Source organism: Mesorhizobium tianshanense (assembly GCF_007830515.1).
Classification (GTDB): Bacteria; Pseudomonadota; Alphaproteobacteria; order Rhizobiales; family Rhizobiaceae; genus Mesorhizobium; species Mesorhizobium tianshanense.
In genome coordinates, this window is the sequence record NZ_VLKT01000016.1 from 127,096 (window position 1) to 140,457 (window position 13,362).

13 protein-coding genes and 2 pseudogenes are annotated in these 13,362 nt (G+C 59.2%); 6 read left to right on the forward strand and 9 right to left on the reverse strand.

Annotated features, from left to right (window positions below; genetic code table 11):
• Window positions 1-6: 6 nt before the first annotated feature.
• On the reverse strand, window positions 7-768 hold the full coding sequence (locus IQ26_RS14905) for an NYN domain-containing protein (RefSeq protein ID WP_145718476.1): 762 nt from the start codon (window positions 766-768) through the stop codon (window positions 7-9).
• 317 nt (window positions 769-1,085) lie between these two features.
• Here IQ26_RS14905 and cml point away from each other — a divergent pair.
• Window positions 1,086-2,289 (forward strand): annotated as a pseudogene (cml, locus tag IQ26_RS14910) (CmlA/FloR family chloramphenicol efflux MFS transporter).
• 90 nt (window positions 2,290-2,379) lie between these two features.
• On the opposite strand, the gene IQ26_RS14915 reads toward cml, so the two are convergent.
• From IQ26_RS14915 to IQ26_RS14925, 3 genes are read right to left on the reverse strand one after another with little or no spacing between them, the layout of a single operon-like run.
• Window positions 2,380-2,733 carry an Atu4866 domain-containing protein gene (locus IQ26_RS14915; protein ID WP_145718451.1) on the reverse strand — a complete coding sequence of 118 codons (354 nt, stop codon included), beginning with the start codon at window positions 2,731-2,733 and terminating at the stop codon, window positions 2,380-2,382.
• A gap of 11 nt (window positions 2,734-2,744) precedes the next feature.
• A complete protein-coding gene (locus tag IQ26_RS14920; protein WP_240547123.1) occupies window positions 2,745-3,173 on the reverse strand; it encodes a carboxymuconolactone decarboxylase family protein in 429 nt (142 codons plus the stop codon).
• Window positions 3,174-3,230: 57 nt separating this feature from the next.
• On the reverse strand, window positions 3,231-3,956 hold the full coding sequence (locus IQ26_RS14925; RefSeq protein ID WP_145718454.1) for an SDR family oxidoreductase: 726 nt from the start codon (window positions 3,954-3,956) through the stop codon (window positions 3,231-3,233).
• A gap of 121 nt (window positions 3,957-4,077) precedes the next feature.
• Between IQ26_RS14925 and IQ26_RS14930 the strand changes: the two genes are divergently transcribed.
• Window positions 4,078-4,968, forward strand: coding sequence for a LysR family transcriptional regulator (locus tag IQ26_RS14930; RefSeq protein WP_145718456.1), 891 nt, complete (start codon window positions 4,078-4,080; stop codon window positions 4,966-4,968).
• A gap of 134 nt (window positions 4,969-5,102) precedes the next feature.
• Here IQ26_RS14930 and IQ26_RS14935 read toward each other — a convergent pair whose 3' ends face one another.
• The gene (locus IQ26_RS14935; RefSeq protein ID WP_145718458.1) at window positions 5,103-5,810 is read right to left on the reverse strand and encodes an outer membrane protein; all 708 of its coding nucleotides are present in this window, start codon (window positions 5,808-5,810) and stop codon (window positions 5,103-5,105) included.
• A 620-nt stretch (window positions 5,811-6,430) separates the two neighbouring features.
• On the opposite strand from IQ26_RS14935, the gene IQ26_RS14940 reads away from it, so the two are divergent.
• Both IQ26_RS14940 and IQ26_RS14945 read left to right on the forward strand, forming a co-directional pair.
• Window positions 6,431-6,838 (forward strand): heme-copper oxidase family protein, encoded by a 408-nt coding sequence (locus IQ26_RS14940; protein ID WP_145718459.1) that lies wholly within the window; start codon window positions 6,431-6,433, stop codon window positions 6,836-6,838.
• Window positions 6,839-7,126: 288 nt separating this feature from the next.
• The gene (locus IQ26_RS14945; RefSeq protein WP_145718478.1) at window positions 7,127-8,899 is read left to right on the forward strand and encodes an SLC13 family permease; all 1,773 of its coding nucleotides are present in this window, start codon (window positions 7,127-7,129) and stop codon (window positions 8,897-8,899) included.
• 15 nt (window positions 8,900-8,914) lie between these two features.
• On the opposite strand, the gene IQ26_RS41080 is transcribed toward IQ26_RS14945, so the two are convergent.
• Entirely contained in the window at window positions 8,915-9,049 is a 135-nt protein-coding gene (locus IQ26_RS41080) for a hypothetical protein (RefSeq protein ID WP_276316426.1), read from the reverse strand.
• Window positions 9,050-10,016: 967 nt separating this feature from the next.
• Window positions 10,017-10,730 (reverse strand): hypothetical protein, encoded by a 714-nt coding sequence (locus IQ26_RS14955; RefSeq protein WP_145718461.1) that lies wholly within the window; start codon window positions 10,728-10,730, stop codon window positions 10,017-10,019.
• A 26-nt stretch (window positions 10,731-10,756) separates the two neighbouring features.
• On the opposite strand from IQ26_RS14955, the gene IQ26_RS14960 reads away from it, so the two are divergent.
• Window positions 10,757-11,218, forward strand: a complete 462-nt coding sequence (locus IQ26_RS14960) for a hypothetical protein (RefSeq protein ID WP_145718462.1) — start codon at window positions 10,757-10,759, stop codon at window positions 11,216-11,218.
• On the opposite strand, the pseudogene IQ26_RS14965 reads toward IQ26_RS14960, so the two are convergent.
• A pseudogene (locus IQ26_RS14965) lies at window positions 11,215-12,187 on the reverse strand (IS1595 family transposase). The gene IQ26_RS14960 and the pseudogene IQ26_RS14965 overlap by 4 nt on opposite strands.
• Before the next feature lie 101 nt (window positions 12,188-12,288).
• Between IQ26_RS14965 and IQ26_RS14970 the strand changes: the two are divergent.
• Window positions 12,289-12,525 carry a hypothetical protein gene (locus IQ26_RS14970; RefSeq protein ID WP_145718464.1) on the forward strand — a complete coding sequence of 79 codons (237 nt, stop codon included), beginning with the start codon at window positions 12,289-12,291 and terminating at the stop codon, window positions 12,523-12,525.
• Window positions 12,526-13,049: 524 nt separating this feature from the next.
• On the opposite strand, the gene IQ26_RS14980 is transcribed toward IQ26_RS14970, so the two are convergent.
• A partial coding sequence (locus IQ26_RS14980) for a transposase (protein ID WP_145718468.1) occupies window positions 13,050-13,362 on the reverse strand: 313 nt, incomplete at its 5' end.

The following is a 13,362-nucleotide window of genomic DNA, read 5'->3' on the forward strand; positions in this document are numbered from 1 at the left end:
GCAGGGTCAGCGCGACGCTGCCGATTTCGATCTCTCCTGCTTTCTAGCGGTCGGCTTGATCCTTATACGCACCGCTCCACCCTCGGGACGATCGATCTCAAAGGCATTGGTCTTCCGCACGAGGTCGCTCAGCTTGCGAAAGCCAAAGGTTCTGGGATCGAAGTCCGATGCCAGATTGGCGAGCTGATTGCCCACAGTGCCGAGCGGCACCCAGCCGTCCTCGGTTTCCATCTGTGAAATGACCTTGGTGATGATCGGTGTCGCGGCGCTGGGCGGCTGCAGCGATTTCGTCGGCGCCGCATCCTGAGCGTTGGCCGGCGCAGTCGGAAGCAGGTTCTCGGTGTACACGAACCGGCGGCATGCCTGCCGAAAACTCTCCGGTGTCTTCTGCTCGCCAAATCCGTACACGTCGATCCCGTGTTCCCTGATGCGAGCGGCGAGGCGGGTGAAATCGCTGTCAGAGGACACCAGGCAGAAGCCCTCGAACCGCCCGCTGTGGAGGAGGTCCATCGCGTCGATGACGAGCGTGATGTCGGATGCGTTCTTGCCGGTGGTGTAGGCGAATTGCTGCTGCGGGATGATCGCGTGCTTCGAGAGCACATCGGCCCATGCCTTCGACCGGGTGCTGGAGAAGTCGCCGTAGATGCGACGAACGCTTGCCTCGCCGATCTTTGCGATTTCCTCGAACAACCCGTCGGCAATCTTGGCAGAAGCGTTATCTGCATCGATCAGCACTGCAAGCCGTGGAGAACGTGGTTCGGTCGGCAAGGTGGATCCCCTTTTTTGGCTTCGCACCCAAGACATATGGTGCAGCGGCACCATGCGATACCTTTTTATCGAAATTCCCCAGGCAAGGCCTCTGTCAAGATCCGTGCAACAGCGTTGTCAAGCCGAGGGCAGTCGGGTAAGGGCTCGCTCATCAATCATTTATCGTGTGGAGCATCGGCATGGGAGCCGCAAAGTCGTCAGACAGGTAAGCCGCAACAAACTCGCTTTGTTGTTGCGGCGCTCTGTCGAACCCATCCCCAGCCGATTGCTGACGAGCAGACGCCGCCGGATTTCTCTTATTCGAGCGGATACTTGCCATGACCACCACACGCCCCCATATGGGGCCATCCGCTGTCGGCGGCCTTGCTGCTGATGGCGCCCTTTGACGTTCTTGCCTCCCTGGCGATGGATATCTATCTCCCCGTCGTTCCGGCGATGCCCGCAATCATGGGCACGAGCCCACCCGTGATCCAGCTTACGCTGAGCCTCTACATGGTGATGCTTGGCGTGGGGCAGGTCGTGTTCGGGCCGATCTCGATTCGCATCGGGCGACGCCCGGTGCTGCTCGCCGGAGCCGTGCTTTTTGCTGCCGCTTCGCTGGGTGCGGCTTCATCGTCGACTGCCGCACCCTTCGTCATTTTTCGTTTGCTGCAGGCCGTCGGTGCCTCGGCGGCGCTGGTCGCAACTTTCGCCACGGTTCGGGACGTCTATGCCGATCGCCCGGAAGGCGTCGTCATCTATGGCCTGTTCAGTTCGATGCTGGCCTTCGTGCCGGCGGTCGGCCCTGTCGCGGGAGCGCTGATTACGAACAATTTCGGGTGGCGCGCCATTTTCATCGTTCTGGCCGCGCTGTCGGTGCCAGCCATACTGAACGCCGCGTTCAGATGGCATGAGACCCGGCCCGCAGGCCAGGCCGTCGTCCGCCGGTCGGTGCTGCCGATCTTCGCCAGCCTACAGTTCTGGACTTACACATTGGCGTTCAGCGCGGCCATGGGCACCTTTTTCGTGTTTTTCTCGACAGCGCCGCGTGTCCTCATCGATCGGGCCGGGTATTCGGAGCTCCGGTTTAGCATAGCCTTCGCGACCGTTGCGGCCGTCATGATCGTGATAACCCGCTTCGCAAAGGCATTTGTCGCGCGGTGGGGCATTGCTGGAAGCGTAGCACGCGGCATGGCCCTGCTCCTGTGCGGCGCGGTTCTTCTCGGCCTCGGCCAGATCCTCGGCTCACCGTCGTTCGGCAGCTTCATCCTGCCGATGTGGGTCATGGCGGTTGGCATCGTCCTTACCGCATCGGTCACGGCCAATGGCGCGCTTGCGGGATTCGACGACATCGCCGGATCGGCCGTCGCATTCTATTTCTGCATTCAAAGCCTGGTCGTGGGCACTGCCGGAACGTTGGCGGTGACGGTGTTGAATGGGGATAGCGCATGGCCGTTGATCGGCTATGCGGCTGCGATGGCGATGCTGGTGTCGGCTGGGCTGCCGCTGATCCGGTCGCGCTCCCACTCCCGAGGGCGGTGAGATTTGCCGGGCGGCTGTCTCAGGCCGCCCGGCATCGCAACTATGCCGTCAGCGTCCGCTCGCAAACGAAACGCTGAGCTTCACCGGCCACTACTTCTCCCGATACAAGATCATGCCGGCGTGGTGCAGCACGCCCTCAATGAACCTTCCATCAGCGGTAAAGCCGGTGTCGTCCCAGTAGTCGATGTGATTTCCTCGGATCTCATAGCGCCCCTGGTATGCGCTCTCACGGTTTCCGCGCGCTTCGTCATAGCGGCCGTTTGGAAGCAAGTTGTGGCGGATATGGCCATCGGCCGTGACCCACATTCCGGCATAGGGGTGGCTTTCCGAAACTTGGGTAACTGTGTTTTGCTCGACGTTCATCTGGGCGAGAGCTTTCTGTGTCTGTAACACGGCTGCGCCGGCAAGAAGCAAGGCAGCGGCAAGCATCGAAATCTGTTTCATGGGAAAGCTCCTCAGGGTTGTTTGCCGGGAGCGGCGCGACGCTCGGCGAACAACTCGGAGAGCGCTTGCGATGCAGTGATCGCGCGAGGAAAGCCGGCCAGAACCGTCACCATGTAGATGATTTCCTTCAGCTCACCCTCGGACACGCCGATATTCAGCGCGTAGCCGGCATGAATCTTCATGAAGGCAGCCTCGCCCATCGCTGCGAATGCCGCGACGGCGGCGAGTTGGCGTGTGCGGTTGTCGAGCCCAGGACGGGACCAGACGTCGCCGAGCGCATAGCTCTGGGTTGCGCTGGCCAGAAACGGAAACTCCTGTCTCATGCGTTCCAGCGTCGGCTGTGGAGAGCCATTGTTCAGGCTCCTGACGACAGCATCGCCGCGTTGCAGTCGTTCCTCCGTCGTCTGCGCGATAGCCGCAGTGAAAGTCCCGCAGAGCATGAGCGCGGCAGCAATTGCTTTGTGCGAGATCTGAAAACGAAAGCCCATTGTTGCCCCCTACTTGCTGGCTGTCGGCCGGATGACGATCTCGTTCACGTCGACATCGTCCGGTTGTTCGACGGCAAAGCGCACGGCGCGGCCGATCGCGTCGGGCTGCAGCGCAATGGCGCGATAGGTTTCCATCGCTTCCGCCGCCACCGGATCGGTGATCGTGTCGGCGAGCTCGCTCTCGACCACACCGGGGTGGATGCACGTGACGCGGATGTTGTCGTGCTCCTGCCGCAAGCCATCGGAGATCGCGCGGACGGCGTATTTGGTTGCGCAATAGACTGCGGCCGTCGGCGACACCGAAAGCGCGCCGATGGAGGCGATGTTGACGACATGGCCGGAACCTCGGACCGTCATTTCCGGCAGCACCGCGGCGATGCCGTAGAGCACACCCTTGATGTTGACGTCGACCATCCGATCCGACTCATCGACCTTCATCGAGGCCATCAGCGACAACGGCATGACACCGGCATTGTTGACGATCACGTCGACGCGTCCCCAGGCCTGGCGCGCCGCCCAAGCAAAGGCGGCGACATCGGCGCGGTCGGTCACGTCCAGGCGGCGTGTCATTGCCTCCCCGCCCTTCGCCCTGATCTCTTCAGCGAGTGTGTCCAGTCGATCGGTGCGGCGCGCACCGAGCATGACCTTTGCTCCGGCGGCGGCGAGCTCCCGGCCGATGGCGGCGCCAATGCCGCTCGAAGCCCCGGTGATGAGCACGACTTTGTTGAGGGACATGTCTCGTCTCCGTCTGGTTGATCTTGCGAACCGCGATGCAGCGGTTGCCACGAAGATGGATCTGTTTCACTGTTGCGACAAGACGACCACTCCTTCCCAAAGTGGAAAGCGTAGCTAACCAATGGAGCCGGATCTCAATGCGCTCTCGGTGTTCGCCCTCGTGGCCGAGGAGCGGAGCTTTCGCGCGGCTGCGGACCGCCTGGGCGTCACCCGCTCGGCGGTGAGTCAGACGATGAAGCGGCTGGAAGCGACGCTCGGTATTGCGCTTGTCCGGCGTACGACGCGAAGCGTCAGCCTGACCGAAGCTGGCGAACGCCTCTACGCCGAGATAGCGCCCGCCATTGCCGACATGCGCGGGGCAATCGAGGCCACCGGGAACCTGCGCGGGCGTCCGCGCGGGCAGTTGCGGCTCGCCGTCTCGTCGATCGCCGAGCGCTTCCTTTCAGGGCGGTTCCTGGCGACCTTTGCCGAGGCCAATCCAGAGGTTCAGATCGACATTACGGTGACGGATGAGGAATTCGATATCGTCACGGAAGGATACGATGCTGGCGTCAGGCTTGGCGAAGTGATCGAGCAGGACATGATCGCCGTGTCGGTCGCCGGTGACGAGCGGCAGCTCGCCGTCTGCGCGCCGGCTTATCGCGATCGGTTCGGGGCGCCTTCGCATCCGAGGGAACTCGCGGGCCATCGCTGTATTGGCTGGCGCCGCGCACCGAAGGTCGCGCCCTATCGTTGGGAATTCGCCGAGAACGACAAGGAGTTCAGCGTCGCCGTCGCGCCGGAGATCACGACTAACGACATGGCGTTGATGATAAAGCTCGCTATCGCTGGCGCCGGCATCACCTTCGGCATGGAGGAGAGCTTTCGCCCGTGGATCGATCGGGGCGATCTGGTGCCAGTTCTCGAGGATTATTGCCCGCGCTTTGCCGGCTTCTACCTCTATTATCCGAGCCGTCGCAACGTAGCGCCGAAGCTGCGCGCCCTTGTCGATCACCTGCGGCGTCTTGGTTAGCGTTTTCCGCTCCGGCGATCTCGAACAGGTCTTGAACCCTCTAGGGCGGTGCGGATGTTGAGGCGGTGATGGCCAATCGAGCCCAAAAGAAAACCCCGGCCGCTAGGCCGGGGTTTTCTTGCGTCCCCAACGGATCAGAACTTGTAGCTGACGCCGACCCTCACCGCGTGCGTGGTTAGGTCAACCGGCATATCGACATCCGGGAATCCCGGAGCCAAGTTGCCTGAGGCTTCTCCGAAGTCTGTATACCGATACGCCAGTCGCGCGGTCCAATGTTCGTTGAAGGCCCACTCGCCGCCGGCACCGATTGTCCAGCCGTTGAGCGTATCCGAATAGCCCCCGCTAACAGGAAGCGGGACCGGGCCGCCACCGAAGTCGAAATCACCAATCGCCCAGCCGCCAGTAACGTAGAGAAGTGCCTTGTCGTACGCGTAGCCGAGCCTTGCGCGGATCGAACCCTGCCAGTTCAATTCGCTGGTTCCAACAGATGTCGCTCCGGTAGCGTTTTCGAAGCTGCCATCCACGCTACCGCCTTCGAAATCGCCCTCGACACCGTAGACAAAAGAACCGGATTGCCAATTGTACCCGACATGGACGCCACCAATGAAGCCATCGGGATCGGAATCGTCACTTGGCGCACCGTTGGAGAAGCTGTGATCTGCTTGCCCCCAGAGATAGCCGCCCTGAACACCGACATAAAAGCCGCTCCAGTCGTAGGCAACTGCGACGGGTGCCGCAGCGGGCTCATAAACAACTGCATCGGCCGCGAAGGCCGGAACCGCAAGCAAGGCCAAGGCCGCACCGCTGAAAAGGAAGGTAGTGGCAAATACGATTTTCTTCATGGACCGATGCCTGTGTTAAAGGAATTCACCAACGATAAGTAACACAGAAGTTGAGGCTGAACTGTAACTGCGGCGCAACACACGGAAGCAAAATGCACCGTTCGGTGGTGGCGGTGATCCTTGTTCCTATTTTGCTCGCATGATTCTTGCCGACGTCCTGGCCGCCGATGAGTCGCTGTACGTGAATTGCAGCAGCGCAGGGGGCTTGCTCGAAGTGCGGCGGGAAGGGAGCAGGCGTTATCTGCACTCCAAGCGCCGAGCAGCAGTACGGTGGCAACCGTACCTGAAAGCGAAAGGCGGTTAGTCCGACTTTAGAGAAACGCGATCGCTGGGTTTCTGGGCATTGACGTTCTAAATTGATATTGGCCTGCCGAGATCGGCGGGCTGGCTTGCGCGGCCGACTGGCAATACTTCGGCATCAGGGCGCGCCCTAACGTGGACATAGGCCCGCGCTTTTTACGTCCGCGCTTCACGCCAGTGCGCCGGCACCTCGATGTTGCAATTACATTAGCGTTAGCGCATGTTTTTGATCGGCCGGCGCAAGCCGGTTAGGCCCGGTGGCCGGCCGGTCACCCCCAATAGGCTGCCGGGCCGCCGGCAACGGCTTGGGAGGAAATGACATGCCTAAAATCTCGGAACTCTTTTTCAAGACAGCGATCGTCTTTCTTATCTTGGGAATCGCAGCCGGCCTGCAAATGGCAATTTCAGGCAGTCACGGTGCTTACCCCGCTCATGCACACATCAATCTTCTGGGATGGGTCACAAGTGCAATATTCGGTGGGTACTACGCGCTGAACCCGGCAAAGGCCGCCCGCCGGATCGCTATGGTCCACTACGGCGTCTACAATCTTGGCCTGGTCGTGATGTTGCCGGCTCTCTACCTGATGCTGCATGGGAATCCGGCCCTCGAGCCGATCGTCGCCACCGGCTCAATGATTGTCGCTGTCAGCGTGCTTATCTTTGCCTTCGTTGTTTTCTCCACCGAAACGGTGCGCTCAGTCTCGGGAATACCCGCGGTTCCACGCTAAACGGGCGTCGGGACATTCTGAGCCAATCAAAAGCCCGCGCCTCTGGCGGAGGACGTGGGCCGATCGGGTGCAGCCTGATCTGCAGTAGGCACCCGAAGGCCCACACTGCTCAGAGACAACATTAATGTTCCACTTGACGAAGATGCCGGGCGCTCCGGAAACTCGCAGGGCGTGGGTGGTGATCATCGCCTTGGGTAGGCGTGCCAGCAAAGCCGTGATCAGCAAAAGCAACAAAAGGGCGGTTTGGCCGTTGTGATCAGCCGAATTAGCGGCGAGGCACTCGAAGACATGACTACGCCGCAAATTCTATCGTTCGCCGTTACCTTCGTGATGATGGCAGCGTTCGTATGGGGTCGGTATCGATATGATCTGGTCGCGGCTGCGGCACTGTTGCTTGCACTCGCGGTTGGCATTGTGCCTTTTGACGGAGCCTTCAGCGGGTTCAGCGACGATATCGTGGTCATTGTCGGCAGCGCCCTGCTGGTGAGCGCGGGCATAGCACGCTCGGGCATCATGGAAGTCGCCATCAAGCGCTTTGCTCCGAGCTTATCGGGAGTTCGGTCGCAGCTTGCCTTGCTGGTAATCGTGGTCACGATCATGTCTGCCTTTGTAAAGAATATCGGTGCGCTCGCCATCATGATCCCGATCGCCTTCCAGTTCGCGCGCCGGTCAGGCGTTTCCCCCTCGATATTCCTGATGCCTATGGCGTTCGGATCACTGCTCGGCGGACTCATGACGCAGGTGGGAACATCTCCCAATATCGTTGTGTCGCGTGTGCGGGAGGAGCTGACCGGCACCGCGTTCACAATGTTCGACTTCACACCTGTTGGAGCCGCCCTTGCGGCCGCCGGAACGATCTTCCTGCTGTTTTTCTACTGGATGTTACCGGTACGCGAAAAGCTCGGCGGGTCGCTGAATGAAGCCATCGACATCAAGAATTACCTGACAGAGGCTCGAATTGTCAGCGATTCCACGGTGCTCGGAAAAACCGTCGCAGACCTCATAAAACTTTCCGGCGGCGATGCTATCGTGACGTCGATCCTGCGCAACCGGACCATGCGGATGACGCCACTGCCCGACGTTGTCCTCAAGGTGAACGACATTCTGCTGCTCGAAGGCGACCCAGAGGCGCTGGATCGCCTTGTCTCCCAGGGCAAGCTCAGCGTCACGGGCGATAGGGTCGGTGGTGGCGACACCACCAGGGAGATGGTCGCTATCGAAGCCGTAATCGGTGAAAGCTCCTCTTTGATCGGCTGGACAGCCCAGCGCCTTGCCCTTTACGACCGCTTCAACGTCAACCTGCTGGCTGTCAGCCGTCACGGCGAGCGCCTCGACCGCAGGCTGGCCGAAGTCGAGCTAAGGCTGGGCGACGTCGTCGTGTTGCAGGGCAATGCAGCGACAATACCCGAGATCCTGCGTGAACTCGGCTGCCTGCCGCTGGCAGAAAGGGCTATCCTGCTTGGTAGCGTCCGCAAGGGTATAGTGCCGGTAACGATCTTGGCTCTCGCCATGGTGGCGACTGCGTTTGGGCTGCTTCCGGTCTCCGTCGCTTTCTTTGCGGCCGCGGTCGGGATGGTGATTTTCAAGGTTATTCCGGTCCGCGAGGTCTACCAATCGCTGGATGGCCCAATCCTCATCATGCTCGCCGTTCTCATTCCAGTGAGCGATTCGCTACGCAGTACAGGGGCGACGGGAGTAATTGCCGGCGAGCTCGCCAAACTGGGGACCATTCTTCCGGCGCCCGGCGCACTGGTGCTCATCCTTGTCGCCGCCATGGCCGTTACGCCATTCCTCAACAATGCCGCCACCGTTCTTGTCATGGCGCCTATCGCCGCCGCATTTGCCGGCGATCTGGGCTACAGGCCGGAAGCATTTCTGATGGCAGTCGCCATTGGCGCCGGCTGCGATTTTCTCACTCCGATCGGACACCAGTGCAATACGCTCGTCATGGGGCCGGGCGGCTACCGCTTCAGCGACTATCCGCGTCTGGGACTGCCGCTATCGTTCCTCGTCGTCATTGTTGCTGTGCCGATGCTTATGATCGTATGGCCAATGAACTGATATGCGACACAGGGATCAAACCTGCTCGAACTTCGCTGGAATTACGGTGACAGTGCACCATTTTTCTTTTCCTCGCCTGCCGCGTTTTCCCGATTTCATGGCTTTTCCGGTTTGCTCGGCAATCCGGTCCAAAAGTGCTTCGCTGCCCATCAGCCGCGCAGATGCCGACATCGGCAAAAAGTGCACTGTAACCGTAATTCCCGAGGGTGTGGCGCGGAACGCATCGGACAGCGGCTTTGCAGTGCCGACAGCGGCGTACCCTCGGGGCTGATGAGCAGCAACTTCTGCACCTGGAGGGCGAGCGCTACACGGTCTGAGGCTGTTCGACAGAGTTCGCGCCTGACATCGCAATCAACCGCGCAGCGGCGATTGCGGCCAAAACCATGAAGGCAGCCGTGACGGTAAGGAAGATCGAGGACGCGAGAACAGGCCCGTCCTGCACATAACAACTTGCGAATTCCATAACGCTCTACCCCCTAAACACCAAACCGCTTGCATGATGATCCTGCTTCAGAACAAATACAAGCATGTGCTAATATGTTCTGACTTGAGCCCCGCCAAAGGGCATGAAGCGGCCGGCAACGCAGTGGGTCAAGCCGGGCATCAAAGGCCCGTGTAAAGCACCTCAGGGGCGAGGAAGACTTGCGGCACGCCTCGCTGCAGGACTTTCGGGAAGAGGATTGATCCGCCGACAGTGGACGCCGGCAGCGGCCCGACAGCCGCTCAAAGGATCAAGAGAGGCCGCCGGGCCTGACCGGCGGGCTCTTTAGGCGGGGGACCTGGCCGGCTGGGGAGTTATAAGCTATACATGCCTTGTTACTAATTTAGTAAAATTGTCATGTTCCGTTCCCTTGGCCGTCAAATCGGATGAGCCTGGAGGCGACTCCATGCCTAAAACGGGTGTGGTAGCCGGCGTCGGCGAGGTGTGGCCTGCTTCTTGCTATTGCCTTGACGGTGTGAGGATTATATTCCCAATTATATACTTGAGAAAGTATGGGAAAATGCCCTATGATTCGAGCCGACAGGCCGGCACTGAAAAGATTGAGGAAATCCAGATCACGCCTGAGATGATCGAGGCTGGGGCAAGTGAGCTTTCACGATGGGTATCGCCGGAGGACTACAGAGCCGATCCGCGTGATTTGGCGATCTGGGTATACTCGGTGATGGCGAAGTGCGCGCCCAATTGAGCTATCTCCATCGATGGGAATTCCCATTTGATTTGACGCTCTCCGTCAAGCCAGTCGAGATATTGGACAACCGATAAAGCGTAGCGTTCCAATGCTCGCACGGCGCGCGTCAGTGTGTATATCTCGTCGGAGCTTACGTTCGTGAAAGTGCCGATTTGGACGTGTAACTTGAACGGGCTTTTTCGGTAGCGTGTTATGTTTGATTGTCGAACATAGGAATGAGGGCCGGCCGTAATCGGATCATGGATAAGCCGATTTCGGGCGGAGCGGATTTCGCCATCGATCATGTCAACCAGGATTGGGATATGGTCGCTGTGGCGCTCCCAATGGTTTGCCACCGCATGCCCCTTGCAGACTTGGAGGGCGCCGCGAAAATCAAGCTCGTTTCGAATGAGTTCGAAGGCCGACAATTCAACCCTGGACATGGTATAGAGAAGAATGACGAAGCACGCCTCTTCGAGATGCGCCCATGCGATGCACATATCTCCGAGAGCGTGCTTGATACTGTCCAACTCTTGTTCGTGAAAAGCCATGCCAGATAGCGCCCAAAAAACAGACGACCAAAAATTCAACGAGACGCTTAAGCGGATGCTGAAGACGCCGCCGAAGCCGCACAACACTTCGGGAGAAGAGAAGCCCGACAAGAAACCCGCTAAGGATCGTTCCGAAAGTGAAGTTGCGTCAAACCGGTCGTAAAGTCGACAGCGATACGAAAGCGCGCGAGCAAGTCACGGCCGATAAGAACGTCGTGCGGATCAGCGAGCGAAGGCAGCGCGGCGACATCAAGTTCCATGTCCATCGCGGGGGTGTACAGTCGGACAGCGAAGATATTGGCGGTTATTGGCTCTCGCCCAGCCTCATGGATTTGTCCAACGTCGATTGGCTTGAGAGCAAGCCGCTTGGCAATGCGGGGGCTAATTCCACAACCGGCAGCGCCGGTGTCGATCTGAGCCAAGACACTAAACTTGGGGCTCTTGAGATCGGTACCGCCAATCTCAATGCCGATTGTCGGACCGTACTTGAGCAAACTGTTGATCGATTGCTCAAAGCCGAACTTGGTCCAAATGGGTTTTTTGTCATCTGTCATCGCGACGCTTTCGAAGCGCGAGAAGCCTGCGCGCCTTCTGCTTAAGCGTTCTGGGTTTCACCAATCTGCCGATAGGTAAGGCGTTTGCCTTCGATCATGGCGAGCAACTGGTCGTGGCGCTCTGTGTCGGTGATCTTCAGCGCGGTGCGGCGGTTATAGCGAAAATCGAACTCGGCAAGGTAGCGATGCAGGTGGGCTTCGCCGCAGTGCTGATAAACTCCAACCATGCCGCGCTTGAACACTGAGAACACGTTTTCAATCGTATTCGAATGGACCGACGCGCCGTCCTCGTAGCGGACGTACTCGCCAGCGGAAATGATTGGTCGTCTTGTGTGAGGCGTATTCCTCGCCGGTCACCGTGTAGAGCTTGGATTGGTCCGTGTAGAGCGTCGATTTGCGGTCGGCATTGCGCACAAGGATATCGCGCACAACAACCTTGGTGGCGTGCTGGACGTGAACCATGCGGGCTTTGCCGCCACGCTCGACAAGGCCGATAGCGGTGCGCTTCGGCTTCATCTTGCGCTTCAAGCGCGGCTGGCCTTTGCGTTGTGGCGAAAGGTAATCTCGGTCGACGCGTCCAATGTAGGTCTCGTCGGCTTCAACGGTCTTGCCTTCGCCGCCAAGAGGGCCAGCCGACTTCACGTCTTCCGCCATCGCTTCGCGAATACGGTGCGCCATGAACCAAGCGGTCTTGTAGGTGACGCCAAGCATGCGGTGCAGCTGGTGAGCGGACATGCCTTTCTTGGATGAAGCCATGAGGAACGTCGCCAGCAGCCACTTGTTCAAGGCGATCTTGGAGCGCTCGAACACGGTGCCGACAGTGACGGTAAACTGTTCGCGGCATTCCATGCAGTTGTACAGGCCGGGGCGGTGCGCCTTGCCTTCCATCTTGGTGATACGGTCGGGATTGGCATTGCCGCAATGCGGGCAGCTAGGACCATGCGGCCAACGCTGCGCTTCCAAATGAATGCGGGCGGCGTCGGCGTCTTGGAAGATTGGGCTGTCGAGTTTCATGGCTAGGAGCTCCCTGCCATGTTTCTAGCAAATGTCTCATGCTTTGTCACGTATATAATTAGGATTATATTCCTATCCTATCGGCCACCAGAGGAATTGGAATGCCGCGCTATCGACGTCACGAGCAGATTTCCGAATACCACCTCGCCAAAATCGAGCGGCAGGCTTCGCTACTAGAGCGTGACCTGCGGGACGCGCAGTTGTCGCTAAAGCCGTTTCGGGAACACTGGGAGGTGATCGACCGGCTGCACCGGGACCTGCAACGCGCAATCAATCTGCTAAACGGAAGGTCGGCCGATTGGGAGCGTCCGCACCAAGCGCCTATGTCGGGTGGGTAGGTTCACCTTGCCCAAGGGTGGCTTTCGGTGTTTTGGTGGGTGGATCAATCGTGGAGGGAAGGGGCAACGATGAACCGTTTTTTGATTACAATCGTCGCGGGAATTTGCTTCACATATTCGGCTGCTTCAGCCGGACAGGGAGAGCAGAAAAACATTGACCATGTAGCTGGAATGGCCGACGCCAAGTTGAATTTGGCCGCTACAATGGCAGGTAACGTCACTGCCGTCATGCAAAGATGCCGGGCGTCGTTGAGGCTAACCGAAGACGGAAGAGCCATCATAACGCTTCCAGTCCTTTTGTACGATGGCCGGGATAAACACCTGACACCCAATCCGCCCAAGTTCAAGCGGGCAATCCGCGTCTACGAAGACGCTTATAACAAAGCGGTCCGGAGGACCGATAGCTGCCAGACCGAGATGGCCAAGTACCCAAGGCTATATCGGTAAGATAGCCGGCCGCTGATGCAGGACTTCCGTGCGGAATGAGGACGGCAGGCCACCCCACTGCTAGGTTGAGGACTCATTCAGATCCAGGCTGAAATGATTGCGGCGAGAGCGAGGGCTGAGAGGTAGTTCTGTGCATGGCGATCGTATCGTGTTGCGATGCGGCGCCAGTTCTTGAGCTTGCAGAACATGCGCTCGATGAGGTTTCGTCGGCGATATGCCTTGTGATCGAGCGGATAGGGCGTGCGCCGTGCGGCAGTTGATGGAATGACCGCCTTGATCTTGGCCCGCTTCAGCCAATTGCGCAGACTGTCGGCATCATAGGCTTTGTCGGCCAGTAGCCTTTTGGGCTTGGCCACCATGCCGATCAAGGGAATGGCCATGGTGATGTCG